Source organism: Alphaproteobacteria bacterium, assembly GCA_016124955.1.
In the GTDB taxonomy this organism is placed as follows: domain Bacteria; phylum Pseudomonadota; class Alphaproteobacteria; order UBA9219; family RFNS01; genus RI-461.
Genome location: WGMR01000005.1, coordinates 174,718 through 201,710, shown reverse-complemented (window position 1 = coordinate 201,710; position 26,993 = coordinate 174,718). Strand labels below are relative to the sequence as shown.

Below are 26,993 nucleotides of genomic sequence, written 5' to 3'. Positions count from 1 at the left end.
TTACTGGAAAGAACCTTAGCGCCGGGCGGGCAACGTTGCCGCCAGCCGCTCTACTGCCTTCAAATCGGCCAGAACCGTTTCGCGCCGCTTTGCGGCTTCCGGGTCCAGCCCCCATTTTTCTATCTGATAGCTTGCATCCATCTCGGCGACGGCAAAGGCAGCATCGGCCGATATATGCCGCTCAAGCAACGCCAGCCCGGTTATCAACGAACCGCTGACGCTCACGCCAAGTTGTAAGGCTGCTAGCCCGATATCATCCAGCCGCTTAACTTCATCGCCTAACACCTTGATAGTGTTTTTATCCTGCTTGATGTGACCAATGCCCTGCGTGGTTTGCAATGTGGCGCCGAACCGTGCCGCCGCCCAATCCAGCAATGGCTGCCACCGCGCATTCTGCCGCTCAGCCAGATCCGTCGGTTCCAAGGCCCTGTAGCAAAGCAGGTCGGCGCCCGCATAGGCCGTTAATTGTTCGATGATCTGCGCACGCTGCCCGGGCACAATATCCTGCGCCGTTGCGCAAAGCTGGGTCAGCGGCATGTTATGGGGTTCGATAACCTGCTCCACGGCGTCCCATTCGGCCGCCACGGCCTCCGCCAGCGCCGCAAAGGGCACGGCATACACACGGCCCGCAGGGGTCTTGAGCGGCTTGCCATCAAGCAGGATGGCAAACCCGCCGCCCTCACCTTCTGCTACCGCAACCTTTTTCCAGAAACGCTTGGCGGGCTTCATCAATTCCCGAACAGCTTGGCGCCCAGATCCTTGCCCAGCATATCGACGACGCCCTTGGTTTTATCCTCGATCGCCTGCTTGGCTTCCTCGATCTTCGGCGTCAGCACGCCGGGCTTTTGTTCCTGTTCGGCATAAACCGGGTTGGCAAGCGCAAGCGTGCACGGGTTGCCCGCGGTTACCTTGCTGCTGTCCACCACAGGAACCTTAAGGCCGCTTTGCGGCAGCTGCACGCCAAGCAGCCTGCTGGCTGCCGTTTGCGCCACGCCGCTGGCATCGAGGTTGAAGCCGGGCTTGTTCAGCTTGCCGGTCACGCGCAGCGGGACCGCGGCATCAAGCAGCGTTTTCTGCTTCGGCAGCGGCTTGAGCAGCATGTCGATCGTTTCTTCACCAAGGTTCACGCCGCCCGCACCCGCGATGGTCACAAGGTTGGTATCAGCCAGCAGCCCCTTGGCGGTCGCGATACCGTTCTTGATCGTGAACTTGCTGCTGATGCAGGTAAGGCTCGCATCCGTGACGCCTTCCGCGCCCGGCAGCAGGATGTTCATAAGCCCGCCGGCCATTTCCTTCATGCCGCTGGCCGGTATTTCACCCTTGCCGACTTCCAGCGAAGCCTGCCCATCGAGCGAAGCGGCTATGGCATGCAGGCTATCGCCCGCGCCGTTGACATCGATGTCGATGTTCGTCGGCCCGACCACAACCTTATCGAGGTCCCATAGCGCCAGCAGGCTGTTGCTGTCGATTTTTTCGCCCTGCAGGATCATGGAAACCTGCGGCACGTCTGGCGCGGCATTGACGCTGACCCGCGCACGCAGCGGGTTACCCGCAAGGCTGAACCCGACCGGCATCATCGAAAGCTTGCCGTTATCGAGGCTCACGACCGTTACGATATGTTCGATTGTTGCCGCCGGGGTTTCAAATGCGTCGATCGAAAGCTCGATATTCGCGTCCGCCGCGCGCAAACCGGTAAGATCGATCTTGTCTTCGCTGAACATGCGCTTTGGAACGGCGGCATTGACCACGCCTTCAACCGCGCCCGCGATTACACCTTCGGTCTTGGTAGCGGCCACCAGCTTTTCGGATGAAAGCTCGCCTTTGATTTTCGGGCGCGCGCCGGTGCTGTTGATGTTCAAGGCACCCGCCAGCTTGCCCATCGGCGTGCCAAGCGTCACGGGGGACAAATCGACGATCTTGCCCTTCTGGCGCAGCTTGCCCGAACCTTCAACAGTGTTGCCGGCAAAAGCTGCACGGCCTTCAAACGCCCATTCCTTGTCGGCAATCAGATCGTCAAACGCGCCGCCCGCAAGGCTGACCTTAAAATCTTGTTCGCCGAACGCGCCGGCGGCATCAATCTGGGTTTCGTCGCCGATAGCGAGTTCAAGGTTGGCAAGCTTCACTTCCGTTACCTTGCCGGTCTTGCCGTCACGGAAAGCGAGCCGCGTATCATGGACCTTCGCTTTATCGACGGAAAGCCTGACGCTCTGTTCCCCGCCGTCATCTTCGGCGTCCGTTTCGCTGGCTGCTGCGGTTTTTTTCGGTTTGAATTCCCAATTGCCCTTGCCGGTCTTGCTGGTTTCAAGCTCGACATCCGCGGCGCTAAGCGTAAAGCGGTCGATTTGAAGGTTATGGCTGAGCAGCGGCGCGAGCGCGACCGCGAGTTCAAGATGGCCGATCTTGGCCATGATCGGACGGCTGGCCCAATCCGGGTTGGCGACCTCGACATTGTCGATCACAAGCACGGCCCCGCCCGAACTGAAGCTCAGGCTCATATTGCCGTTGAGGGTGACGGTACGGCCAAGCTGGCCGGACAGCACTTCGGCAATTTCGCCCCTGAATTTGTTGGCGTCGAACGTGGCAATAAGGATGCCGATAACTATGATGGGGATGAAGATGACCGCAGCTATGACAGCGCCTATCCGTCTGACAGCCTTGCCACTGTTCGGCTTGCCTTCATCAGCCATGTCATTCCCTCCTTGTTTTTACGTCCGTAAACAGGTCATCAGCGTCCGTGCCGAAATTCAGCGCGCGCCAGCTTTTTTGCATATCAGGCAAAAGTGGCGCAATAACGTCAATGAAACCCCGGCGAGGATGCGGTATGATTAACCTTCTTGCGTGCAAATGCAAGCGCTTGGCTAACCCAAGTTCAAGTAAATCCTCAGGTACCGGGCCGCCATAAAATTTATCCCCCGCAACCGGCGTACCGGCATAGGCCATATGCACGCGCAATTGGTGCGTGCGGCCGCTTAACGGAGAAAGCGCAACAAAAGCTGCCTTTTTGCCGACCGCTTCAACAACCTTATAGAGCGTCTTGGCTGATTGCGCGTCTTCGCTTTCGCTCACGACCATGCGCTCGCCTTCACGAATCAGCGGCGCGGATATTTTGCCGGCGGGCGGGTCCGGCACGCCGATGGTCAGCGCCCAATAAAGCTTGCTGGTTTCGCGGTAACGGAACGCCGCCGTCAGCTTGCTTGCCGAAAAAGCATTCTTCGCGAGCAATAGAACGCCGCTGGTCTCGCGGTCGAGCCGGTGAACAAGCTTTGGCTTGCCATCTTCGCGGGTGCGCATGCATTCAAGCATATCGTCAAGATGTTCGGTCAGCCCCGGCCCGCCTTGCACTGCAAGCCCGGCGGGCTTGTTGATGGCCAGCACATCTTTATCTTCGAACAAAATCCAGGAACGGAGTTTTGCGAGCATCTTGGCGTTATCGCCCGCCGGTTTGCCGCCCTTGCCGTTTGCGCCGGCTGAAGGCGCTGCGCCGATGGGGGGAATGCGTATCTGTTGCCCCGCTTCGAGCCGCTGCGCCGCCTTCGCGCGCTTGCCCTCAACCCGCACTTGCCCCGTGCGCAAAAGCTTTTCGAGCTGGCCGTGCTTTATCGCGGGGTAATGCCGCCCGAACCAGCGATCGAGCCGGGTATTGGCTTCGTCCGGTTTTACGGTCGCACTGCCGACCTTTGCGCCCGACACGCCGGAAGATTTATCCTTTAAAGGTTTTTCCTTTATAGGATTTCGCGCCGCTGATTTGTCACGTGCCGATTTCAAGGTTATAGTCCGCCGCCGATGAAACTGGTCAAACAGATATCAGCATCCGTCCTTAAAAGCGATTCCTTATCGGAGCGTCGCCCCTTGCGCGCATCATGACCGATCTTACGCTCGATCACATCATCGCCATCGCCACCGCGGCCGCGATAGGATACCTGCTTGGCAGCATTCCCTTCGGCCTGTTGCTGACAAAATTCAGCGGCCTGCCCGATATCCGCAGCATCGGTTCAGGCAATATCGGCGCGACCAACGTCCTGCGCACCGGCAAAAAGGGCCTTGCCGCGGCAACCTTGCTGCTCGATGGAGCAAAAGGCGCGCTCGCGGTCGGGGTCGGCGCGCTGATCATGCCGTGGCTTGCCCCTGTCGCGGGCCTCGCGGCGCTGGTCGGGCATATATTTCCGGTATGGCTTAAATTCAACGGCGGCAAGGGCGTCGCCACCGCCATCGGCATATTTCTGGCGGCAAGCTGGCCCGTCGGCCTGATCGCGATCGCGGCATGGCTGCTGATGGCATTGCTGATGCGCTATTCCTCGCTCGCCGCGCTCGCGGCCATGATCGTATCGCCGTTGGCCGCGCTATTCTTCGCTTCGCTGGATGTTGTTATGCTGACCATTATTGTCGGCGCGTTCGTCTGGATGCGTCACTGGGGTAACATCCAACGCCTGCTCGCGGGGATCGAGCCGCGCATCAACCCATCGTCTGCCGGAAGAAAAAAGGCATGACTGCACGCCACATCTTGTCGGATACTGAGCGGCGCGATTGGCTGCGCCTCAGCCGTACAGACAATATCGGCCCCATAACCTTCCACACGCTGCTCGGGCGCTATCGAAGCATTGGTGCCGTGCTTGAAAACATACCACGGCTTGCCGCCCAAGGCGGCCGCACCCGTGCGCTGAAGCTGCCATCGCCAGCCGAAGCGGAAGATGAAATCGCCCGGCACGAAAAATTCGGCGCACGGCTGATTGCCTGCTGCGAGCCCGATTACCCGGCGCCGCTTTCCGCGCTGGAAGATGCGCCGCCGCTCATTTCCATTCGCGGCAACGCCGATTGCATTGCAAAAACATGCATCGCCATCGTCGGCGCACGCAACGCTTCGATCAACGGCAAGAAAATGGCGGAGATGCTGGCGCAAGAACTGGGCGCCGCGAACGTCACCGTTGTTTCCGGTATGGCGCGCGGCATCGATACTGCCGCGCATAACGGCAGCCTGTCCACCGGCACCGCCGCCGTGCTGGCGGGGGGCATCGACAATATTTACCCCGAAGAAAACCGCGCGCTGTATCAGCGGATCATGGAAACCGGCTGCATCGTCGCGGAAATGCCGCTGGGCAGCGAACCGCGCGCACAGCACTTCCCGCGCCGGAACCGGATTATTTCAGGCCTCAGCCTCGGGGTCGTGGTAATTGAAGCGGCGATAAAATCCGGCTCGCTTATTACCGCCAACCGCGCGCTCGAACAGGGACGGGAAGTTTATGCCGTTCCCGGCTCGCCGCTCGATCCGCGTTGTCAGGGCACCAACAACCTGATCAAGCAGGGCGCGACGCTGGTCGAAAGCGTGCAGGATATCCTTGCAAACCTGCCGAAAGATATAAGGGTCGCGGAACCCGAACAGGAAACATTTGTGCCGCCGCCTGCGCCGCTTGATGAAGATGAACTCTTAAGAATACGCGACCAACTTATTGAAAACCTTAGCCCTTCGCCAGTGGCAGTTGACGAATTGATCAGGCAGTGCCATTTGTCGCCGCCTTTGGTGCTGACTGCCCTGCTGGAACTTGAGCTGGCGGGGCGGGCCCAGCGCCTGCCCGGAAACAAGGTTATGCTGGTTGCATAGGAAGCTGAGTTAAACGCGTGGCAACAAAACTCGTCGTCGTCGAATCGCCGGCCAAGGCGAAAACAATCAATAAGTATTTGGGAAGTGACTATAAGGTCATCGCCTCCTTCGGCCATGTCCGCGATTTGCCCCCCAAAGACGGTTCCGTCCGCCCGGACGAAAGTTTCGCGATGGATTGGGCCATCGGCGACCGCGCCAGCCGCGCGATCAACGAAATCACCAGCAGCACCAAGCAAGCGCAAGAAGTCTTCCTCGCGACCGATCCGGACCGCGAGGGCGAAGCCATTGCATGGCACGTGCTTGAAGTCCTGAAAGACAAAGGCGTGCTGGACGGCAAACAGGTCCACCGCGTCACCTTCAACGAAATCACCAAGCAAGCCGTAAAAGATGCCATGGCGAACCCGCGCCGGCTCGATCAGCCCTTGATCGACGCCTATATGGCGCGGCGCGCGCTCGATTACCTTGTCGGCTTCCGGCTTTCGCCGGTTCTGTGGCGCAAGCTTCCGGGCTCGCGCTCGGCCGGTCGCGTGCAGTCGGTCGCGCTGCGCCTTATTTGCCAACGCGAGTCCGAAATTGAAAAATTCAAGGCGCAGGAATTCTGGACCATCGAAGCCATCTTCAAGACCGGCGGCGGCCAGACCTTCCCCGCCCGCCTGACACAGCTGAAGGGCCAGAAGCTCGATAAGTTCGCACTCAAGACGGAATCCGATGCTGCCGCCGCCGTCGCGTTGATCAACACGCTGAGCTTTGATGTCGGCACGATCGAGCGCAAGCAGGCACGCCGCAACCCGGCACCGCCCTTCACCACATCCACGCTGCAACAGGAAGCTTCGCGCAAGCTGGGCTTCAGCGCCACACGCACCATGCGCACCGCGCAAAACCTTTATGAAGGCGCCGAGATCGGCGGCGAGGCGGTTGGCCTTATTACCTATATGCGTACCGACGGCGTCGATCTTTCGGGCGAGGCCGTCATCGCAATCCGCGAGATGATCGGTCGCGACTATGGCGACAAATACCTGCCGGATGAGGCACGCATCTACAAGAACAAGGCCAAGAACGCGCAGGAAGCGCATGAGGCGATCCGCCCCACCGATATTAACCGCAAGCCCGACGACGTCGCGCAATATCTGGATAGCGACCAGCTGCGGCTCTACACGCTTATATGGCAGCGCACGGCGGCCTGCCAGATGACGCCCGCCGTACTCGATCAGGTCGCGATCGATATTCAGGGCGACGGCGGCAAGGCTACTTTCCGCGCCAACGGTTCCGTCATGGTGTTCGACGGTTATCAACGCGTATATCAGGAAGTGGAAGAGGAAGATCCGACGGAAGATTCCGAAGAAAGCAAATCCACCCGCCTGCCCGCGATGAAGGAAGGTGAAAAGCTCGATCGCAACGAGGTCAAGCCCGACCAGCATTTCACCCAGCCGCCGCCGCGCTACACCGAAGCCAGCCTCGTGAAAAAACTGGAAGAACTGGGCATCGGAAGGCCTTCAACCTACGCCAGCATTATGCAGGTCCTGCAAGATCGCAACTATGTCGTGCTCGATAAGCGCCGCTTCACGCCCGAAGACCGCGGCCGCATCGTCACCGCGTTCCTTGAAAACTTTTTCGGCCATTATGTGGAATATGATTTCACCGCCGACCTTGAAGAAAAGCTTGATGATATCTCCGCCGGCAATGTCGATTGGAAGCAGGTCCTGAACGATTTCTGGACCGGTTTTTCCGCCGCGATCGACGGCACCAAGGATCTGAAGGTTTCGGATGTGCTTGATGTGCTCGATGAAGCGCTCGGCCCGCATTTCTTCCCGGTGCAGGAAGACGGCTCCAACCCCCGCCTCTGCACGGCCTGCGGCAACGGCCGGCTCGGCTTGAAGCTTGGCAAGTTCGGCGCCTTTATCGGTTGCTCCAATTACCCCACCTGCAAGAACACACGGCCGCTCGCGGTCATAGAGTCGGGCGAAAACGGCAAGCCGCATCTCGAAGGTCCGAAGGAGCTGGGCCAGGACCCGGCCACCAAGCTGCCGGTTTCCGTGCGCGTCGGCCCCTATGGCCCGTATGTACAGCTTGGCCCCGAAAAAACCGTGGTCGCGCCTGAACCGGTCTTGGAAAAAACCGAGGAACCCGAAGACGGCAAGAAGAAAAAGAAGAAAAAGAAAAAAGCCGATACCGGCCCGAAACCGAAGCGCGTTTCGCTGCTCAAGGATATGGACCCGAACATGGTCGATCTGCAGACCGCGCTCAAGCTGCTCGGGCTGCCGCGCGAGATCGGCAAGCATCCGGAAGATGGCGAAATGATTCTCGCCGGCGTCGGCAGGTTCGGCCCATATCTGAAAATGGGTTCGCGCTACAAAAGCCTGCCGGCTGACGATAGCGTGCTTGAAGTCGGGCTTAACCGCGCCGTCGTGCTGCTGGCCGAACCGAGCAAGGGCGGCAACCAGCGCCAGTCCAGCCCGGCCAAAAATCTTGGCAACCACCCGGGCGACAGCAAGGCCGTTACCCAGCATACCGGCCGGTACGGGCCGTATGTGAAGCACGGCAAGATGATGGCCACCATCACCAAGGCCTATGATCCGGACAGCCTGACCCTCGAACAGGCCCTTGAAATCCTTGCCGCAAAGGCCGCCAAGAACGCAGGCGGCGATGGTGGCGAGAAACCCAAAAAGCCAGCCAAAACCAAGGCTGTGGGCAAGCCCAAGAAGACGAAGGCCGCCAAGGAATAGTGGCAAATCCGCCACGGTCAGACCCCTTACAGTTGCCAATTCGTCTTGTTTTATGGCTACTTAGCAGATAGTATCCTTCGCGACTCATATCGCACAGGAACGGCTTGGCTTCCGGGCTCAAGCCCTCTAAACAGTAAGTGACCGACCTATCCGCTACGGCGAACCACGAGGATCCAGTAAGATGCACAACAATTGGCGCTTTATGCTCGCGATCACCGCTTGCAGCATTGCTTTTCAGACCCCCGCGTTCGCCCAGACACGCTCCCTGAATCTGCCGAACAACGCCACCACATCACCCGTAGCCACCATGGCGATGCCCGATGGCAATGACGCGATGATGGACCCGATGGCGATGTCGGTTGTCGATAACGCGCCCGCGCCGGATGGCGGGCTGGTTGCCTCGGCCATGGCAGGCGGCGATGATGCGCTCGCGAATTTCGGCCCCTCAAGCGGCACGGCTGTCGGCCAACGTGCGGTCGAACTGCGCGACGAAGTGCTTCGTCTGCGCGCTTCCGTTAACAACAATGCCGGTGAATTCATGCAGTCGCGCTCTAACGGCGCGGCCGGCGCGGTCCAGTATCACAGCACGGTAGCGGCAATCACCGCCCGTCTGCAGCACGGCACCACGCGCGGCAACCCCATCCTGCTGCGTCAGTGGGATGAAGCGGACGCGGCTTTGAACGAAGTGACGCAATCGCTCACCCGCCTCAATTCACTTTCAACAGCAATCGCGAGCGATGCATCGCTTTCCGCCTTCCTGCTTGAATCCATCCAGGCCGCGTTCCACCTTTCGGGCGCCATTGATGAAGATCACGACCAGCTCGCGCTGCTGCGCGACGAAATCAGCCGTCTGATCGTTCAGGTTGATTATCTGCGCAACCAGGTGACGGACGACGTGCAACGCCAGACCGCCTATCTGACCACCGAACGTTCCAACCTCCAGGCGCTTGCGCTCGCGGTCAACCGCGGCGAACTGCTTGGCGGCGGCGTCGGAAACCGCCCTGTGCTGGTCAACACGGCTCCTGTGATGTCGCTCGATCAGAACGCATCCACATCCGGCTTTGGCATCATCGGCGCGGCCGAGCCGACCTCGCCCCGCGCAATGGCAGCTCTGCCCTCACCTGATGCCGCCGTGGCCCCCAGCGCAGGCAAGCTTTTGGTGCTGGTTCGCTTCAACAAGCCGGTCGTGCAATACGAACAGCAGCTGGCGCAGGCCGTGAGCACCACGCTCGACCGTCGCCCCAACGCTGATTTCACGATCGTTGCGGTTACACCGAGCAGCGGCGATTCATCCGATCTGGCCCGGGCATCCGAAGTAGCCCAGCGTAACGCGGAAACGATCAAGCGTTCGTTGATGCAGCTTGGCCTGTCTTCGACCCGTATCGCTGTCGCGAACACGCAAGCGGCTTCGGCGCAGTCCCCCGAAGTTCATGTGTATGTCCGCTAAGCGCTGACACTATATAATGATTTAAACGGCGCCGCCTTTATAGTCGGCGCCGTTTTTATTTGCACGATTCTTGAGGCATAATAGGGGCATGAGCATGCAACAAGCCACCCGAACCGGGCTTATTGTCCGCGCCCACCGCGATGATGACATCGAAGCGATGTTCGCCTTGCGCTATCTTGCGGTCCACCAAATTGCGGGCGGCGTCTATGACAAGGATATCCTTGAAGGCTGGAGCGGCAAGCTGGACACCGCCGCGCTGAACGAATTCAGGGCCAACCCGCACGGCGAGACCCGTATCGTGATCGAATTCGAGCATAAGCTCGCCGGTTACGGTTGCTTTCATATCGAGGAAGAAAAGCGCATCGCCGATATCTTCGGTCTCTATATCATGCCCGGGCACGAACGGCGCGGGCTTGGCTCGCATCTTTTGATCGCGCTTGAAGACAAGGCCCGCAACCTGAGCCTGCATCGATGCTGGGTCACCAGCCCGCTGAACGCCATTCCTTTTTTCGAGCAAAACGGATACGAGTTCGTCACCGACACCATGCATGCGCTTTATACGGGGCAAAAGGTGCCCTGCGCCAGACTGACAAAAGATATCCAGCCCTAAAAGCCCGCTTAGAAATAATCAGTTTGAGGTGAGATCGACGCGGTCCGGTTCGCCCGACGGCACGTTCGCGCCCATCGCCCTGACGTCGATGCGGCTGCTATCGACGCCCTGCCCGATCAGTGTATTGCGGACCGCAAGCGCGCGCGCCAGCGAGATGCGGCGGGCTTCACGCGTCGATACATCGTTATTGTTGGCGGCATAGGCCGTCACCTGAATGCGGCTGCCAGGGTTGTTCACGAGCAACCGGGCGACCTTGGCGGCGGTCACGATGCCTTCTTCGGTCAGCTCATCCGACCTGCCTTCAAACGCGATGCTTGAAAGATCCGCATCGATCCTTATGGGCGCGCCGCGGGGCGCGACCACGCCGCTGCGGATCGCCGGTTCGGGCTGTGCAAGGCTGCGGATCGGTTCGGCCGGGGCATAGTTGCTGACCCCGGGGGCGATGTTGTTGGTTGTCACGGGTGCAACCGGCATATCGGGGGCCGGGGCCGGCGGCAGGGGCGGCAGGCTGGCGGTTTCCGCTTCGGCCAGCTTGGGGGTTGTAAGGTCGGTCGCGGGCATGGCTTCGGGCGCGGGCTGGCCCAGGGTCGGCGTCACGAGGCTTTCGCCGCTGCCGCCGCTGCGCAACGCCACGCAACCAACGGCGCTGCCGCCATCAATACCTTCGCAGGTCCAGCCCCACGGCCCGTCACCATCGACAGACGTCGGGTTGCCATAAGCGCACAGATCGCCGGAAGGCGCAGCCGCATGGGCGATGCCATGTGCCTTGCCGCACAAGCCATTCACGGCACCCGCGCCAGCCTTAGGTTCGTTGCGTGCGACCACCGCTTCGGCCAGCGGTGCGGTGCAAGGCGTGGGTTCGCCGCCATCGGTACCTTCACATACCCAGTTCCATGGACCTTCGCCCACAACGCTGCTGGCGCCACCCGCATCACACAAATCGGTTTGCGGGGCCTGCTTGGTGGCGACCCCGGCGGCCTTGCCGCACTGGCCGTTGACGGCAAGCCTGGCGGGCATGGTCGGGGGCAGGAATTCACCTTCCGATACGGGGGCGACGGGCGCGGATTGTGCATGCGCCATCGCTTCGGTGGGCTGCAACGCTGCATCAAATTCCGCGGAACAGGTGACCGACATGCCGCCCGCACCCCCATCGCATGCCCAGGTCCACGGGCCATTGCCTTCCATGTCGCGCGGAGTACCCTGCGCGCACAGATCCTTCACCGGCTCAATGCCCGCAGGCTTTTCAGCGGCAGCGCCGCAATAGGCCAGCACCGGCACAGGCGCTACGCAGTTGGTGACACCGCCGGTTGCATCATTGGTACAGGTCCAGTGCCACGGGCCATCGCCTTCCACATAGCCGGCGGTGCCTTCGGCGCACAAATCTTTCTTGGGTTCGGTAATGCGGGCTTTCTCCGTCGCGCTGCCACAGGTGCCGCCTGCAACCACGGGAGCAGCCGCAACAACCGGCGGCGGCACGGGCGCGGGTTCTTCGGCAACCGGCGCGACGGGCATGGCGGCCGGTTCCGGGCTTTCCTGCATGGCCGTAACGGGTTCTGGCGCGGGCGGAACGGCAACGTCTTGCTGTACTGGCGCAACTGTCATTTCCGCGACAGCCGGTTCGCTGGCTTCGGCGGCCGCGGTCTTTGGCGCAGGTTCTTCATAGGCTTCGATAAAGCCCGGCTGCTTACCGGCATCATAGGCGCGACGGGCACGCGCGTTCAGCTCGTCCGCTTCGCTATAATAAGTGTCGGCGGGCTCCGGGGCGGGCGCTGCTTCGCTAACCGTTGTTTTCGCCGCCGCGGGCACTTCTTCCGGCGCTTCGGGCAAAGCGGGCAAGGGTTCATCATGGCTTTGCGCCATCACGGGCATTTCCTCATGCACGGGCGCTTCCGGCGCAAGCGCGGGTTCGTTCGCCGACATTTCCGGCGGGGTATTCAGCGCATGCGGCTCAGATGCGGCAGGTTCACCGGGCGCGATAAATTCGGGCACGCGTTCGGGCATGCTTTCCTGCGGCATCAGCGGTTCGAATATTTCCGTATCCTGCGCCGGCGGTTCTTCAAGCAACGGTTCCTGCACAGCCGGGGCGGGTTCAACATACGGCGCGATACAGCTGACATTCATGCCGCCGTTCATACCTGTGCAGTTCCATTCCCACGGGCCATTACCGGCAACGCTTGATGCATCGCCGCCTGCGCAAAGACCGCTTGCGGGTTTCATGTTTGCCGGCTTGCCGTTGGCAGCGCCGCAAATGCCGTCAATGCTCACCAGTGTGCGGCATTGCGCCGGCTTGCCGCCATTGAAGCCGCTGCAAACCCAGGTCCAGGGGCCGGTACCTTTTACTTCGCTGGCCTGGCCCTCGCGGCAAAGATCGGAAATCGGCAGCAGGGTCGCGCCGCGGTCGGCCGCAGAGCCACAAACGGCATCCACGCTTACGTTCGCGCTGCATTGCGCGGCTGTACCGCCATATTCGCCCGCGCAGGTCCATGACCAGGGCCCGGTACCGGTTACGGGGCCAGGCGCGCCGCGCAGACACAGCCCATCAGCCGGGCGATCCTTCGAGCCTACCGCATCCGCGGCACCGCAAGCACCATCGACCCTGACAACGGCCTGGCACGCCATCGGCTTGCCGCCATTGATACCGGAACAAGCCCAGAACCACGGACCTTTGCCGTTGACTTCGCTTGCTTCGCCCGCCGCGCAAAGATTTGTGGAAGGCGCTGTGATGGCGCCTGCATTGTGGGCCGGGCCGCAAACGCCATCCGTGCCGCCGCTGGCCGCAACCGCAGGCGTGCTGCCGGGCGGCAGTGCGGCACAATTGACGGCCATTCCGCCGTTGGTCCCGCCGCAACTCCAGCGCCACGGGCCTTCGCCCGTAACGGCACCCGGCGCGCCGCTATTGCACAAACCCTCGATCGGCGCGGCGTTGGTGACGGAATTATTGGCGAAGCCGCACTGGCCATCGGCCAGTCCCGTCATCTGCCCGGCCGCTTCCGCCGCATAGGGCATCATCGGTTGCGCCTGACGGTTTTGCGTATTCTGCGGCAGCACCGCAAGCGGCAACACATCCCCCGTGGCGGCGTCTGTTATCGTGCTCGCCGGCGCAGGTGCATCGGGCGTGGCGGCAGGCTGCGCGCCCGCCTCTTCCATCATGCCCGGCGGGTTGCAGCTGTTGCTGAGCCATGAATCTTTCAGCGTCCCTTCCGGGCAAATGACACGAGTTTCGCCGCGCACCTGCCCCGTAAAGGTGGAAGGGTAGCCGATTTCGGCGCAGCGCTTGATCCATGTCACGCGTTGCTCGACGCATTTGCCGGTTTCGTCAAAAGCTTTCAATTCGGTCGGCGCGGCGGAGGGAGCGAAAAGCGGCCGCACGGTCGATGCGCCGGCATCCTGCAGCGTATCGCGCAGGCCCTGCGATATCTGCTGATCCGCGGGCGCATCATGACCGCCGCTCATGACCGGCGGGCGCAGCGTACCGGTGCCTTCCGGCGCTTCCTGTTTCACATAAGGGTAGTAGCGATGCTTGGGCTGGGTTTCTTCGAACTTTTCGCGCGCCTTCGCGCCAATGCCCCAATCTTCTTGCTTGATGGGAACATTCCATGGCCAACCTTCCGAAGCGGAGCGGGTGGGCGCGGGGGCCGTAGCTGTGGGTGACGGCAAATAATCTTCCTGCTTGGCGGTCACGCCCGCATCGCCGATCACGATTTCTTTCGCCTGCGCATCGGCGGCAAAACCCAAAAACAGGGTCGCCGCAGCTGCGACAAGCAGGCTGCGGGCAATCTTTGCAAAAACGGCGGGACGAAGCGGCATGAACCTTACCAGAAGTCCGGGAATCAATAGCTTACTGTTCTACTGGCGAACTGGCGAAAAGTCGAGAGCTATCAAAGGGATGCTCTGATTTCAGGTGCCGCGCACCATGGCGACCAAACGGTCATGCAGGGGATCGTTGCTTGCCACCAAAGCCCCGCTGATAAGCGGGTTTTCGCCCTTTTTAATGGGGCTTATGAAGCCCCCGGCCTCTGTGACCAAAAGGGCACCCGCGGCAACATCCCAAAGGTTAATGCCGGTTTCCCAATAGCCGTCATAACGGCCCGCCGCGACATAGGCGAGATCAAGCGCCGCAGACCCGGCCCGCCTGATTCCAGCTACTTGGGGCATGATCCTCTCAACTTCCTTCATGAAACTCGCGGGGTCTTTTTTGCTGCCCTTGAAGGGAAAGCCGGTCGCGATCAGCGATTCGCTCAGGTCGCTGCGGCTGGAAACGCGCAGGCGCTGGTGGTTGTTGTATGCGCCCGTGCCCTTTTCGGCCCAGAACATCTCGTCGCGCAGCGGCTCGAATACAATACCGGCGATAACTTCGCCCCTGCATTCGGCGGCGATCGAAATGCACCAGTGCGGCACGGCGTGTAAAAAGTTGGTAGTGCCGTCAAGCGGGTCGATAATCCAGCGATTGTCTTTGCCGGTTTGTTTCTGTTCGCCCTCTTCCATCAGAAAATCGAATTCGGGACGGGCGCGGGCCAGTTCGTCGCGCAATATCTTCTGGGCATTCAGGTCGGCGGTGCTCACGAAATCAGCCGGGCCCTTGCGCGAAACCTGCAAATGTTCGACCTCGCCGAAATCACGCTTCAGGCCACGCGCGGCCTTTTCGGCGGCACGCGCCATCACTGTAATTAGCGCGGAACGAACGGGCATGGCTGCTTATCCCTTGGCGCGTTCGACGTAGCTGCTGTCAGCGGTACTAACAACAATTCGGTCGCCGGCCGATATATGCGGCGGCACCAGCACGCGCACACCGTTTTCAAGGATGGCGGGTTTATAGGACGACGAAGCTGTCTGCCCCTTCACAACCGGGTCGGCTTCAGCGATCGTCAGGGTGACGTGCGAGGGAAGCTCGACACCAAGCGGGCTGCCTTCATATGTCTGCACGGTGCAGACCATGCCGTCCTGCAAATACACGGCGGGATCGCCGATGATCTCCCGCGGAATGGCGATTTGTTCGTAATTGGCCTGATCCATGAAGGTAAACATGTCGCCTTCGGAAAAAAGATACTGCATTTCGTGTTCGTCCAAACGCACGCGATCGACCGTTTCGCTGGTGCGGAATTTTTGATCGAGCTTGGTGCCCGCGCGCACATCCTTCATCACAACCTGAATGAAAGCGCCGCCCTTGCCGGGACTTACGATTTGTATCTTCTGAACCACCCAGAGCTTGTTGTTGAAATCAAGCACATGGCCCGGGCGGACCGTGTTAGCGTCGACTCTCATGAAAACGGCCTTGGTTGTTGCGTTATGCAGCTTCTAGCAAGGCTTCCGGCAATAAGCAAATAGGGCCTTCAGTGCCCAGCCCCGGCCTTGGCACCGGCTTTGATATAACTCCGGCGGCCTTGCCGCCATTCATCCCACACGATCATAAGCCCCGCGAGGATAATAACCAGCGCCCCGCTGATAAGGCCCGGCGTCGGCAGCGTCTGCCAAATAAGGTAACCGAGAATGGTCGCCCACAGCATTTCCAGATACATCAGCGGCGCGATCAACGGCGCGGGCGCAAGCATGAAGGCGGTCGCCAGCATCAGAAGCCCGGCTCCCCACGCTATACTGATGGCAACAAGCGGCAAAATATGCGCCGTTTCAATGGCGGGCAGATCGTTCCACGCGAACGGCAGGGAAATACAGAACAGCGCCAGCGCCGTATAGAACGGGATCGTAAGCTTCGGCTCATCCGGCATCGAGCGGATCAGAAGCATGTTGCAGCAATAACAAAACATCCACCCCATCGCCAGCCCGACGCCCATAACGCTTTCGGTCACGTCGGGGCTGAGAATATAAACCATGCCGCCGAAACCGATGATAATCGCCGCGCCCTGCACCTTCGTCGGATGCTCGCGCAGCAGCAGGCTTGAAAGCAGCGCGATGATGATCGGCGCGGCATAAAAAATTGCGTAGGCGTTCGGCACCGTGAGATATTTGAACGTGTAGATCGCCATCAGGTTGCCGCTGGCGGCAATCACCGTCCGTAAAAACTGTTTGCCCGGATGGCGCGAACGCAGCCCCGCCAACCGCCCGCGCAAGAACGCATACAGAAAATAGAACGCGGTCACGATAGCGGAACAAAATGCCGCAATCTGAAAAGGCGAATAAACGGAATTCAGCCAGCGCACGCTTGTATCCGTGCATGCAAAAATAAACGTCGTCAGCACCATCAGGATGATGCCTTTTGAACGGCTTTCGGTTTCCGGCTTCATGCTCGATAGCCTGTTCGGCAAATGGTGCCTGGGGACGGATTTGAACCGCCGACACGGGGATTTTCAGTCCCCTGCTCTACCAACTGAGCTACCCAGGCATACTGGAAAAACCTTAACAGACAAGGCCACCGCTTATAGAAAACTCGCGCCCGCTTGTCCAGCGACCGGCATGACCGGCCATAATCCTAGCTATCCTTGTCTAAATCGGCTTCCTGCGAAGCACCGTCCGTTGGCAATTCGTCCGTCGGCACACGGTATTTTTCCCCCAGCCACCGCCCGAGGTCGATTTGCGCGCAGCGGCCCGAACAAAAAGGCTGGAATTTGCCCTCGGCCGCCGGTTTGCCGCAAATCGGGCATGGCGCGCCGGGGTGATACCGCCTTGCCTTGTCCCCGTCCATTTAGCCCCCCATCACTTCGCTTAAAGGCTGGCCGCGCCTGACCCGCGTCATTTCCACAAGGCCCATGCGGCTGTAGCCGAATATTTCCACGCCTGCGGAATCGCCCGCGACCGCAGTACGCAGTTTCTGCAAAACCTTATCACGCTCCGCCTGCTTGGGAAGGCGGATAAAATCCACAACAATCATGCCGCCAAGGTTACGCAGCCTGATCTGCCGCGCGACTTCCTCCGCTGCACATAGATTTACCTGCAGGTAGTTGTTGCGGTCCGCCGCGTTCACATCCACCACCGTCAGCGCGGCAGTTTCCTGAATGATAAGCGTGCCGCCGCCCGCGAGCGGAACTTCGGCACCCAGCAGCCCCGCCATCAGGGCATCGAGATCAATCGAAGCCGGGGGCTTGTCCGCTTCCGCGTGCCCAAGCAAATCGGGCGCCGCCGCTTCGAGCCACGCGCAAAGCTTTTTGTGCGCCGCCTTGTTGGGAACGATAATTTTTTCGCAGTCCGCATGTTCCACGATCGCATGCTGAACCGTGTTGTTGGGCCTGATGGCGATAGCGCCTTCGGCCTTATCTTTCCATACGCCGGCAAGATAGGCGGCTTCGTGGGCCAGCTGTTCGGCACTTGCTGCGCCGGCGGCTTGCCGCACAACCCAGCCGCCGGGCCTTGGCAGATCGCCCAGTTGTTGCTTGAGCCGTGCGGCAATGCTTTCAGACATGCGCTTGGAAAAATGCACGCCCCTGCCAAGCGGAAGATGGATCAGGAAACGGCCGGGCAAAGCAATATCGGCATTCAGGGAAGGCAGTTTTGCGCCGCGCGCGTTGGCCTTGATTTGCAGCAACAGGCTTTCCCCGCCGCGCTTGCCCTGCAACGGCGAAGCATAGCCGCTTTCCTTGCCCGCTTCGCCGCGCCACGAAACGATCGCGGCTTTTTGCCCCGGCAACATACGCGTCACCTTGGCCTGCACCACCATGCCGGAAAGATCGGCCCGGCGCGGGTTCGCGGCAAATACATCGCTCACGACGCCATCGTTGAACACGAGCGCGAGCTCGCGACCATCCATATCGGTTGCGATGACAACCTTACCCTTCATGGCCAGAACCCCGTGCCTTGTAACAATTGTTGCACTTCGAAAAGCGGCAGGCCGACAATGTTGGAATGCGATCCTTCGATAAAGGCCGTGAAGCCCGCCGCCCGTCCCTGAATGCCATAGCCGCCCGCCTTGCCCTTGCCTTCGCCCGTCTTCACATAGGCGGCAATTTCGGCATCCGTAAGGCGTTTGAACTTCACGACCGTATCGACCGCACGCTTATGCAGCTTGCCCGAAGGCGTAATCAGCGCGACCCCGGTACAAACATGGTGGCGGCGGCCGGAAAGCAGCTTCAGACAATCGGCAACTTCGGCATCCGTTTCGGCTTTGGGCAATATGCGCCGCCCGCAGGAAACGACCGTATCGGCGGCAAGCACGAATTTTCCGTCATGCTTCGCTGCCACGCGCTGGCATTTGCTCACGGCAAGGCGCTGCGCCAGATTGTGCGGCAGTTCTTTTTTGTGTGGAGTTTCGTCGATATCGGCGGCTTCAACCAGCGCGGGCACGATACCTATAAGATGCAGCAAATCGACCCGCCGCGGCGAAGCGGACGCGAGAACGAGCTGCGCGGGCTGCGGGGCGGCCATGCTTGCCCCCTTTCGGTTGCTTACTTGTGCCGGAAAGTTATCCGGCCCTTGCTCAGATCGTACGGGGTCATTTCGACATTGACCTTATCGCCCGCCAGAACGCGAATGCGGTTTTTCCGCATCTTGCCCGACGTGTGCGCCAGCACTTCATGCCCGTTTTCCAGCTTTACGCGAAACATCGCGTTGGGCAGAATTTCACTTACCGTGCCGGCAAATTCGATCAGGTCTTCTTTCGGCATTGTCCCTCATGAGCAGATGCGGGGCGGCCCGTGGCCGAAACCCCTACAGGCGCGGGAAAATGCCCCTTTCCGGGCTTTCCGTCAAGCTCCCCCCATCAACGCCTCGCCCCGCTGGCCTATATGCAAGGCGCTGACCAGCGTGAAGAGGCGGCGGGCGGTCTGGAAATCTATGCTGATCTTGCCGTGCAGCAGGTTGGCCAGCTCCACGCTGCCTTCGTTGTGGATGCCGCGGCGCGCCATATCCAGCGTTTCCAGCTGCTTGCCGTGATTGTCGATACCCGCCGCCATATGGCTTTCGCAGATCATGAAATAATCACGGATAATCTTGCTGAGCGGCTGGAGCGGCAGCTCGACCGTGCCCAAATCCCTGTTTTCCTCGTCCGAGATATCGAAGTACAGGGTGCCTTTCGCGACGCGGATCGCAAGCGCGTACGGCCCGTCTTCGGAAATAGCAACAGGGTCAAAGACATTTCCGGCAATAAGGTCGGAAACCGCCGTGGTAATTTCCTGTTCCACCGTCACGTTGCGTTTGACGTTAAGCGCATCTTCGATCGTCACGCTGCTCAGCCGGCGGTTGCCCTGCATCAGTCTTGCTCCGCGCTACTTTGTTGTTCGTGGCACGGCGCGCGATTAACGGGCCAGGGCTGTCCGAAATCCTCGAGCCGCACGGCAAGCCCTTCGATATCGAGCTTCAGCCGCGGGCCGCCCGCAAACACCAGCACAAGCGCGCCGGGTTCGGCCATGATCGTAAGCAGATCCAGCATCTTGCTGCGGTCATTCATATCGATCTGCAATGTTTTGACTGCGCGCACGCCTTCGACATGCACCGCGCAATTGATGCGTTCACATGCGGCAGCGCCGTCGCCCTGCGCGCGCTCCCAGCAAAAGCGGCTGGCGGCCATCAGAAATTTCTTTCCCGCAGCATCGAAGCTTATATCGCCCGTGGATACAATCGCATCCTGCAAGATCGCGGCAATCACCTGAATATCCTCGGCATCGCCGCCCTGCAGCCGCAGCGGCTTGAATTGTTCGGTCATGCCCGCCTCCGTCATCCCCGGATACGCTCAATCTCGGCGCCGCAACGCGCCAACTTTTCTTCAAGCCGCTCATAACCGCGATCAAGGTGATAGATGCGGCTCAGGACCGTTTCGCCCCGCGCCGCAAGCCCTGCAACCACAAGTGAAACCGAAGCGCGCAAATCCGTCGCCATCACCGGCGCGCCCTTCAACGCCTTGACCCCGCGCACCATCGCCGTCGCGTTATGAACCGTGATATCGGCGCCCATGCGCGTCAGTTCCGGCACATGCATGAAGCGGTTTTCGAAAATGGTTTCGGTAATCGCGGCGGCGCCTTCCGCCCCCGTCATCAGCGCCATGGATTGCGCTTGCAGGTCGGTCGGGAATCCGGGGAAAGGCTCGGTTGTCAGATCGACGCCGCGCAACGCACCGTTCTTGCGCTTCACAAGCACACCGCGCGCCGAAGGCGCAACAGAAACGCCAACGCCATCAAGCCAGCGCACGACAGCCTTCAGATGCTCAATCTGCGCGCCTTCAACATCCAGCTCGCCGTTCGTCGCGGCGGCAGCCATGATCAATGTGCCCGCCTCGATCCGGTCGGGGATAATATCGTGCCGCGCCGCATGCAGCCGGTCCACGCCTTCGACAATCAGCGTACCCGTTCCGACGCCTTCGATTTTCGCACCCATCGCGATCAGACATTTTGCAAGATCCGTAATTTCGGGCTCGCGCGCGGCGTTGATCAACCGGGTCGTGCCCTTGGCCACCGAAGCGGCCATCAAAAGATTTTCGGTGCCTGTCACGGTCACGGTAGGAAACACGATTTCCGCGCCGCGCAGCCCGCCGGGCGCATGGGCGTGGACATAACCTTCCGTCAATTCGATTTCCGCGCCCAGCTGTCTCAGACCCTGAATGTGCAGATCGATCGGCCGCGTGCCGATCGCGCAGCCCCCGGGCAGCGAAACATGCGCCTCGCCGTGCCGCGCGACCAGTGGGCCGAGCACAAGCACGGAAGCGCGCATCTTGCGCACAAGATCGTAAGGCGCCGTGGTGTCGGTGATATTCTTGCCGTGCAATTCGATAACGCGGCCGACATGCCCGTCGCCCGCATCGTCGCCGTTCAGGTTAATGCCCACGCCGTGATGGCTGAGCAGGTTGGCCATGGTGGTGATATCGGCAAGATGCGGCAGGTTGGAAAGCGTCAACACCTCGTCCGTCAGCAGCGAAGCGGCCATCAGCGGCAGCGCGGCGTTCTTTGCGCCGCCGACCTTGACGGCCCCCTTCAGCGGCTTCCCGCCGACGATGCGTATGCGGTCCATGCTCATAGCTTCGGCAGGGTCACGCCCGTCTGGCCCATATATTTGCCGCCGCGGTCGGCATAGGAAATTTCGGGCGCGCCTTCGCCTTTCAAGAACAGGAACTGGCACACGCCTTCGTTGGCATAGACGCGTGCGGGAAGCGGCGTCGTGTTGGATATTTCCAGCGTCACATGGCCTTCCCATTCCGGCTCCAGCGGCGTGACGTTCACGATAAGGCCGCAACGCGCATAGGTGGATTTACCGAGGCAGATCACAAGAATATCGCGCGGTATCTTGAAATATTCCACCGTGCGCGCCAGCGCGAAGGAATTGGGCGGAATCACGCAAACATCCGCCGTGCGGTTCACGAAGCTTTTATCGGTGAAATTCTTGGGGTCCACGATCGCGCTATCGATATTGGTGAAGATGCGGAAATCGTCCGCCACCCGCGCGTCATAGCCGTAGGATGAAAGCCCGAAAGAAATCGCACCGTCGCGCTTTTGCCGCTCGACGAAGGGCGCGATCATTTCCTTTTCCTGCGCCATCTTGCGGATCCAGTGGTCGGGCATGATCGACATGACTTACTCCTGCTCCTTAACAATCGTTGCGCCCGGCGCTTGCGGAGCGCGCTTGCGCTGTTGTTCCTTACGCTTGCGCAAATTGTCGCGCAACGCATCGGCGCGGCGGGCCGCGCGGTCTTGCTTGGGCGCCGGTTTTTGCCGGTCCTGCATCGTTAATCTTTCCATCATAGGTCTATAACCCGCCTGCCGGGGGCGAACAAGCCCGCCCGGCTAGCCCCACAGGCCTGCCGGGGCAGGTTGCAGCCATGCCCCTTTATATACAAGCGCGGGCGCGTGGTCTGCCGCCAAAAGCAATGGCCCATCGAGATCGACCCAATCCGCCAGCGGCGCGAGCAAGGCGGCGGGCGCCACGGCAAGCGAAGATGCAACCATGCAACCGAGCATAACCCTGAACCCCTGCTCCCGCGCGGCACGGGCCATATGCAGCGCGGGCGTCAGCCCGCCCGCCTTATCGAGCTTGACATTGACCGCCTGATAAAGCCCGGCCATGCGCGGCAAATCTTCGGCCGTATGCACGCTTTCATCGGCGCAAAGCGGGAACGGAAGTTCAAGCCCGCGCAGCGCCTCATCATTCGCCGCAGGCAGCGGCTGTTCGCACAGCACGACCCCTCGGGCGGCAAGTTCGGGCGCAAGCGCGCGCAGATCGTCCGCCGACCAGCCTTCGTTCGCGTCCACGATAATTTGCGCATCCCCCCGCGCTTGCCGCACCGCACGAAGGCGCGGCAAATCTTCCGGCGTTCCCAATTTAAGTTTTAACAACGGGTAGGCGGCCGCTTCCCGCGCCGCCGCCGCCATCGCTTCGGGCGCCGCGAGGCTAAGCGTGAAGGCCGTCAACGCCGGTTGCGGTTGCGGCAACCCGGCAAGTCGCCACACGGGCGCACGTTTGCTTTTCGCTTCCCAATCCCAGAGCGCAAGATCGCACAGATTGCGCGCCGCGCCGGGGGGCAGAAGCCGCGGTAAATCTTCGCGGCCCGCGCCGCCCATGATATCCGCTTCCACCTTGCTAATTTGTTCGCGCACGTTCGCGGGCGTTTCGCCATAACGCGCGTAAGGCACCGCCTCGGCCACGCCGCGCACACCACCGCGCAACAAGGCAAGTTGCAACGTCCGCACCTCGGTGCGCGTGCCGCGCGAAAGGGCGAAGGTGCCGCGCGTTGGCCATGCTTTTTCGGTAATCGTCAGGCTATCGGCTTCGGCTGGCATGCGGCCCTGCTGCTTGATGGGGATGAACCACCTTATGGCCTATCCCTGCGCCGGAAAAGCCCGATTTTACGGCGCTTCGTGCGCCCCGTACGCCGCATTTGCTTTACGCGAGGGGCTGTGGCAAAAATCGGCTTGCAACACGGGGCTGCCGTAGCTCAGGGGTAGAGCACGTCCTTGGTAAGGACGGGGTCGTAGGTTCAATTCCTATCGGCAGCACCATTATTTTCAATGAGTTATACTTTGGGAACCGGAGCAAAAACATTAGGGGGCTAATGTTTCAGTAGAATAACGCGCTGGACAAATCACATGAGCGCGCTATCGGTGAAGGGGATATCACTTTCCGTTCAGCCCCTGACCGTGTTATCTCACAATGACCAAGCTTAAGAATCTCGCCTACTTGCTGCTTTTTGGCGCTGGCCTTTTGAGCCTAAAATACTTCGTTATTGATCGAGTCTTTGTATCTGCGCCAAAGGACTCCGAAGTATGGTTCACTAGCGGATTACTGCTGATTGTGTTGGGTGTATTCGTCACCGAGAAATATTTTACTCGGTCACTCGATGTTATCGTCAATGTTATAACGCTTATTGTGGTTTTACTGACACTAGATCGACCCGAAGACTTCCGTTTGTGGACGCCCGTTTTTATCTACGTCGTAGGGGAACAGCGTATCGTTGACATATTCCACCAGATCGTCGCCCGTCATGGCCTTGTCGCGGTCAGGCGTGCCATCCTTTTTCTTCGGCACGGCCCAGACCGACCATTGATGTTTTTTGTCGATGATGCGGGTGTATGTCTTGCCTTCGAGTTCGGCTTTATGGACGCGAGCAACTCGGCGAAATCGCCAAAATGATCAACGCCGAGAAAAGCGACCTGTTTGATGTTTTGGCCTATATCGCCTATGCCTTGCCTACCGTCACGCGCCTTGAGCGCGTGTCCGAACGCAGGACGGCGGCACTTTCACCGTTCGATCCGAAGTTGCAAGAATTTCTCGATTTTGTTCTGGGGCAATATATTGAGCGCGGCATCGACGAGCTTGGAGCGAACAAGCTCGCCAGCCTGCTGGAACTGAAATACCATGCTGTATCTGATGCCACAGCTGCACTCGGTAAAACCCCGCAAATCATCCGTGACGCCTTTATCGGCTTCCAAGGTAAGCTATTCGGCGCGCCGAAGTGAATGGCAGAGAGCTACTGGCCTTTAACGCCGAGGCACTCACATCATTGATAAGAGGTTGACCCCCTAGGCTTCGGCAGTCGCGCCATGAAATGCACCAACCGAGAAAGCGGGTTTTTGCCGCCCACGACCTTGGCCGTGCCGCGCACGTTCTTGGTACGATCAAGGCTATGCATCTCCTTCACCAGCGGTGGCATGGCATCAAACTTTGCCCCCAATATATCCCGCAATAGAACGTCGCTCATTCAACTGTTCTCCATGTGAGAGAGATAGGAAACGGGGTCAATTCCCGTTTGAATTCGTCAAGCGATATAAGGCCCATGCAGGGGTAAGCACCAGCCGGAAAATTCTCCCCGGCGAGTATTCGCTTGATCAGTATGACAACGGGCGTAACCGGAATTTCTAGACCGCTGCCGTCCCGCGCAATAATTTCAAATAGCCTTTGTGTGGGCTTGCCATCTTCTTGTCCCGCGCAGCGCACGAAAAAACCGCTATGCGGGCTACCAAGAAATCTGACGGCGTTCATAAAAGGAACGATCAAACTCGATAGGAAATCCCAATCCCTGACCAGCCCGGCCCGAACCGCCCTGCTCATCAGTGATAAAAGAAAGGCAAGACCTGGAACATCGATGCAGCTGCCAAAACGCAGTGATTTGAGGGTTGAGTATGCGTAAACCTTCAGGGGAACCCATTGACATATTCCTCAAAACCATCGTCAGCTTATACCCGAACAGCAAACAAGGCGAAACTGGCTTATGAATAAAGCCGACGACATTTGGTTCGTATATGATGGCGAGTGCCCCATCTGCACCATTGGAGCCACGTTTTACAAAGTCAGGCAATCGGTTGGTGAATTACACGTCGTGGACGCACGAACAGAGAAGCAGCATCCTATCATGCAGGAAATCAACGCCGCCGGTCTGGATTTGGACGAAGGCATGGTGATTAAATACCGCGATAAACTACACCACGGCAGAGATGCCTTGTTGCTTATGGCAAAACTTGGTGCAGACACGGGAATATTTAACAAGGTCAACAACGGCCTGTTTCAATTCGGGCCGCTTGCAACGCTGGCCTATCCGTTCATGAAACTCACGCGCAATATAGCGATTACACTTAAAGGTACTGGTAAGATAAAAAACCTTGGCTCATGATAAAAATATCATCGTTGCTACAATTGCAGCGTAGGTTTCGACTTCAAATTGAGCGAGTTAACCGCCCTCCTCAAACAATCCGGTGCATGCTTGCCATAGACTTTCTCAATCATCCCTCGCTATTGCCAAGAAAGCGGGCGACTTCACGCAGTGGCGCCCCATCCATTACCAACCATTTACCCGGCACCACGCCACTTTGCTAGCAGTACCGAACAAGTCCATTAACCATGGATTTTAACAGCAAAATCAACACATGCATGTAATAATATTTCTTCGTTAACGCGTGGCAGGGTTTTTCTTTTTACTTTCGCATATCTTTCCATAAACTTTGATAGTTTTTGACGCTTCGCGCCGCCAGAAACGCAGGCGCCATGAAGGCGATATTCGCGATATTTCGGAAAGCAATTTTTTACCGGCCAGGCCCGTTCGCATTATGACCGCAACACACGATACACACGCAGACCTTAGAACCGTTGAAGTTGTCGATGAAGACGAACATCGCACACTGGCGGCAATGTATGACAGGGGCGGCGACGGCCTGCTCAAGGCTATCGACAAACTCGGAACCCGGTTGCGGTTCGGGAAAAACGGCAAGCTTACCTTACGGTCACATCTTCGCCTTGCGTTCGCGGCCCTGACATATCCCGGAAATCTTCGCTTCGAAGAATGGAAAGCTTTAACCTCGGTAGCCGGCAAGCTCGGCCGCTTCCACGCCGCATATATAAGCAACTTCCCCATACCGTCCGAACAGACGGCATTCAGCTCGATGTGGCGACGGCTTGTTGTCAGGAACTACGAACAAGGCTTGCGGCAAAAGATTGGGTTCAACAAGGAATCCACCGTTATGCTTGTCGATCATAGAAACAATGTCGTGGCCGGCCACAACTATGCCGCTTACGGGCACGACGTTCACGGGGCGGATATGCCGCCTTCCGCTTTCACAATCTTTTATTTTGTCATGCCGGAATGGCGCCAACATGGTCTTGGCACGCGGATGCTTGAAATCGGCGACAGGCTGTCGGCAAGAGATCTCGTCAACGGCGGTTGCGGGCGATCCCTCGTCCGGCACGGCTTGACGCGTTTTATCGAGGTCAACGACCCGCTCAAGATGTCGGCTGCCGATATCGATAAAGACCTGGAAGGGCATCTCGATCCGTATGATCGCGTGACGCTCATGCATCGCCTCGGGTTCCAGCCGATCGACGTAAACTATTTGGAACCGGAATACGATGTCGCGCCATCGATGCGGGAAAATACCGGCCGCACACAATTTCTCAGGCTGTTCGCCGGGCATAGAACGGTAAGCATCGGCGAAAGCGGCAACATAACGCTTGGCGCAAGACAACCCCCCGCCGGCATTTCCATCGATTATATGCTTGCCCATATAAGGGCCACATTTGAACAGAATTTCGGCGCCGTCAGCGAAAACGACCCGTCCTACCAGCTTATCAAGGATCTGGAAGAAATGCGCAAACAAGGCGCGCGCAAGGTGCCGATGGTGGCGTGGGAACAATACCTGGCAAAGCTGAAAGCCAAGATGCAGCTTGAAAGACCGGCCCCGTCCGTAAGAACGTTAAATGCAAAGGCCGAACTTTTACCCGCGTAGCAATGCTTCGGCCGGCCGGAACGTGCGGCTCGCCGGC

Annotated in this window: 25 protein-coding genes and 2 tRNA genes; 9 read left to right on the top strand and 18 right to left on the bottom strand. The window is 59.4% G+C overall.

Translation table 11 applies throughout. The annotated features are described in order from the left end of the window. Window positions 1-15 precede the first annotated feature (15 nt). The 3 genes from GC131_04085 to GC131_04075 are packed head-to-tail and all read right to left on the bottom strand — an operon-like array spanning window position 16 to window position 3,690. Window positions 16-729: an ATPase gene (locus tag GC131_04085; GenBank protein MBI1273248.1), complete on the bottom strand. Its 714-nt coding sequence runs from the start codon at window positions 727-729 to the stop codon at window positions 16-18. After that, complete coding sequence (locus tag GC131_04080) at window positions 729-2,687, bottom strand: AsmA family protein (protein ID MBI1273247.1); 1,959 nt, start codon at window positions 2,685-2,687, stop codon at window positions 729-731. Before GC131_04080 ends, GC131_04085 begins: the two co-directional genes overlap by 1 nt. A gap of 1 nt (window position 2,688) precedes the next feature. Then, entirely contained in the window at window positions 2,689-3,690 is a 1,002-nt protein-coding gene (locus GC131_04075) for an RluA family pseudouridine synthase (protein MBI1273246.1), read from the bottom strand. Between the two features lie 170 nt (window positions 3,691-3,860). Between GC131_04075 and plsY the strand changes: the two genes are divergently transcribed. From plsY to GC131_04050, 5 genes are all read left to right on the top strand, one after another. Beyond that, window positions 3,861-4,487 carry a glycerol-3-phosphate 1-O-acyltransferase PlsY gene (gene plsY, locus GC131_04070; protein ID MBI1273245.1) on the top strand — a complete coding sequence of 209 codons (627 nt, stop codon included), beginning with the start codon at window positions 3,861-3,863 and terminating at the stop codon, window positions 4,485-4,487. Beyond that, a complete protein-coding gene (gene dprA, locus GC131_04065) occupies window positions 4,484-5,596 on the top strand; it encodes a DNA-protecting protein DprA (GenBank protein ID MBI1273244.1) in 1,113 nt (370 codons plus the stop codon). Before plsY ends, dprA begins: the two co-directional genes overlap by 4 nt. 17 nt (window positions 5,597-5,613) lie before the next feature. After that, window positions 5,614-8,319: a type I DNA topoisomerase gene (gene topA, locus GC131_04060; protein ID MBI1273243.1), complete on the top strand. Its 2,706-nt coding sequence runs from the start codon at window positions 5,614-5,616 to the stop codon at window positions 8,317-8,319. 181 nt (window positions 8,320-8,500) lie between these two features. Further along, window positions 8,501-9,766, top strand: a complete 1,266-nt coding sequence (locus tag GC131_04055) for a hypothetical protein (protein ID MBI1273242.1) — start codon at window positions 8,501-8,503, stop codon at window positions 9,764-9,766. A gap of 88 nt (window positions 9,767-9,854) precedes the next feature. Further along, a complete protein-coding gene (locus GC131_04050; protein ID MBI1273241.1) occupies window positions 9,855-10,376 on the top strand; it encodes a GNAT family N-acetyltransferase in 522 nt (173 codons plus the stop codon). A gap of 18 nt (window positions 10,377-10,394) precedes the next feature. Here GC131_04050 and GC131_04045 read toward each other — a convergent pair whose 3' ends face one another. The 14 genes from GC131_04045 to GC131_03980 all read right to left on the bottom strand — a co-directional run bounded on the left by GC131_04045 (window position 10,395) and on the right by GC131_03980 (window position 23,023). Continuing rightward, window positions 10,395-14,183: an OmpA family protein gene (locus GC131_04045; GenBank protein ID MBI1273240.1), complete on the bottom strand. Its 3,789-nt coding sequence runs from the start codon at window positions 14,181-14,183 to the stop codon at window positions 10,395-10,397. Window positions 14,184-14,273: 90 nt separating this feature from the next. Then, window positions 14,274-15,065: an inositol monophosphatase gene (locus GC131_04040; GenBank protein ID MBI1273239.1), complete on the bottom strand. Its 792-nt coding sequence runs from the start codon at window positions 15,063-15,065 to the stop codon at window positions 14,274-14,276. A 6-nt stretch (window positions 15,066-15,071) separates the two neighbouring features. Then, window positions 15,072-15,638: an elongation factor P gene (gene efp / locus GC131_04035; protein ID MBI1273238.1), complete on the bottom strand. Its 567-nt coding sequence runs from the start codon at window positions 15,636-15,638 to the stop codon at window positions 15,072-15,074. A 68-nt stretch (window positions 15,639-15,706) separates the two neighbouring features. Then, window positions 15,707-16,615 (bottom strand): EamA family transporter, encoded by a 909-nt coding sequence (locus GC131_04030; protein ID MBI1273237.1) that lies wholly within the window; start codon window positions 16,613-16,615, stop codon window positions 15,707-15,709. A gap of 22 nt (window positions 16,616-16,637) precedes the next feature. Continuing rightward, a tRNA-Phe gene (locus tag GC131_04025) sits at window positions 16,638-16,713 on the bottom strand. A gap of 87 nt (window positions 16,714-16,800) precedes the next feature. Beyond that, the gene (gene yacG / locus GC131_04020; GenBank protein ID MBI1273236.1) at window positions 16,801-17,013 is read right to left on the bottom strand and encodes a DNA gyrase inhibitor YacG; all 213 of its coding nucleotides are present in this window, start codon (window positions 17,011-17,013) and stop codon (window positions 16,801-16,803) included. Continuing rightward, on the bottom strand, window positions 17,014-18,102 hold the full coding sequence (locus GC131_04015; protein MBI1273235.1) for a hypothetical protein: 1,089 nt from the start codon (window positions 18,100-18,102) through the stop codon (window positions 17,014-17,016). Continuing rightward, a complete protein-coding gene (maf, locus tag GC131_04010) occupies window positions 18,099-18,686 on the bottom strand; it encodes a septum formation protein Maf (GenBank protein MBI1273234.1) in 588 nt (195 codons plus the stop codon). Before maf ends, GC131_04015 begins: the two co-directional genes overlap by 4 nt. Before the next feature lie 20 nt (window positions 18,687-18,706). Then, window positions 18,707-18,925, bottom strand: a complete 219-nt coding sequence (infA, locus tag GC131_04005) for a translation initiation factor IF-1 (GenBank protein ID MBI1273233.1) — start codon at window positions 18,923-18,925, stop codon at window positions 18,707-18,709. 81 nt (window positions 18,926-19,006) lie between these two features. Continuing rightward, complete coding sequence (locus tag GC131_04000) at window positions 19,007-19,510, bottom strand: UPF0262 family protein (GenBank protein MBI1273232.1); 504 nt, start codon at window positions 19,508-19,510, stop codon at window positions 19,007-19,009. Then, on the bottom strand, window positions 19,510-19,977 hold the full coding sequence (locus tag GC131_03995; protein MBI1273231.1) for a DUF2948 family protein: 468 nt from the start codon (window positions 19,975-19,977) through the stop codon (window positions 19,510-19,512). Before GC131_03995 ends, GC131_04000 begins: the two co-directional genes overlap by 1 nt. After that, a complete protein-coding gene (gene murA, locus GC131_03990; protein ID MBI1273230.1) occupies window positions 19,974-21,260 on the bottom strand; it encodes a UDP-N-acetylglucosamine 1-carboxyvinyltransferase in 1,287 nt (428 codons plus the stop codon). Before murA ends, GC131_03995 begins: the two co-directional genes overlap by 4 nt. A 2-nt stretch (window positions 21,261-21,262) precedes the next feature. After that, entirely contained in the window at window positions 21,263-21,817 is a 555-nt protein-coding gene (locus tag GC131_03985) for a dCTP deaminase (GenBank protein ID MBI1273229.1), read from the bottom strand. 213 nt (window positions 21,818-22,030) lie between these two features. Next, window positions 22,031-23,023: a dipeptide epimerase gene (locus GC131_03980; GenBank protein MBI1273228.1), complete on the bottom strand. Its 993-nt coding sequence runs from the start codon at window positions 23,021-23,023 to the stop codon at window positions 22,031-22,033. A gap of 144 nt (window positions 23,024-23,167) precedes the next feature. Here GC131_03980 and GC131_03975 point away from each other — a divergent pair. Continuing rightward, window positions 23,168-23,242 (top strand) — tRNA-Thr (locus GC131_03975). 570 nt (window positions 23,243-23,812) lie between these two features. Beyond that, window positions 23,813-24,199: a hypothetical protein gene (locus tag GC131_03970; protein MBI1273227.1), complete on the top strand. Its 387-nt coding sequence runs from the start codon at window positions 23,813-23,815 to the stop codon at window positions 24,197-24,199. A gap of 41 nt (window positions 24,200-24,240) precedes the next feature. On the opposite strand, the gene GC131_03965 is transcribed toward GC131_03970, so the two are convergent. Beyond that, the gene (locus GC131_03965) at window positions 24,241-24,441 is read right to left on the bottom strand and encodes a hypothetical protein (GenBank protein ID MBI1273226.1); all 201 of its coding nucleotides are present in this window, start codon (window positions 24,439-24,441) and stop codon (window positions 24,241-24,243) included. Between the two features lie 510 nt (window positions 24,442-24,951). On the opposite strand from GC131_03965, the gene GC131_03960 reads away from it, so the two are divergent. Then, window positions 24,952-25,350 (top strand): DUF393 domain-containing protein, encoded by a 399-nt coding sequence (locus GC131_03960; protein MBI1273225.1) that lies wholly within the window; start codon window positions 24,952-24,954, stop codon window positions 25,348-25,350. A gap of 433 nt (window positions 25,351-25,783) precedes the next feature. Beyond that, the gene (locus GC131_03955; GenBank protein ID MBI1273224.1) at window positions 25,784-26,956 is read left to right on the top strand and encodes a hypothetical protein; all 1,173 of its coding nucleotides are present in this window, start codon (window positions 25,784-25,786) and stop codon (window positions 26,954-26,956) included. Window positions 26,957-26,993 lie beyond the last annotated feature (37 nt).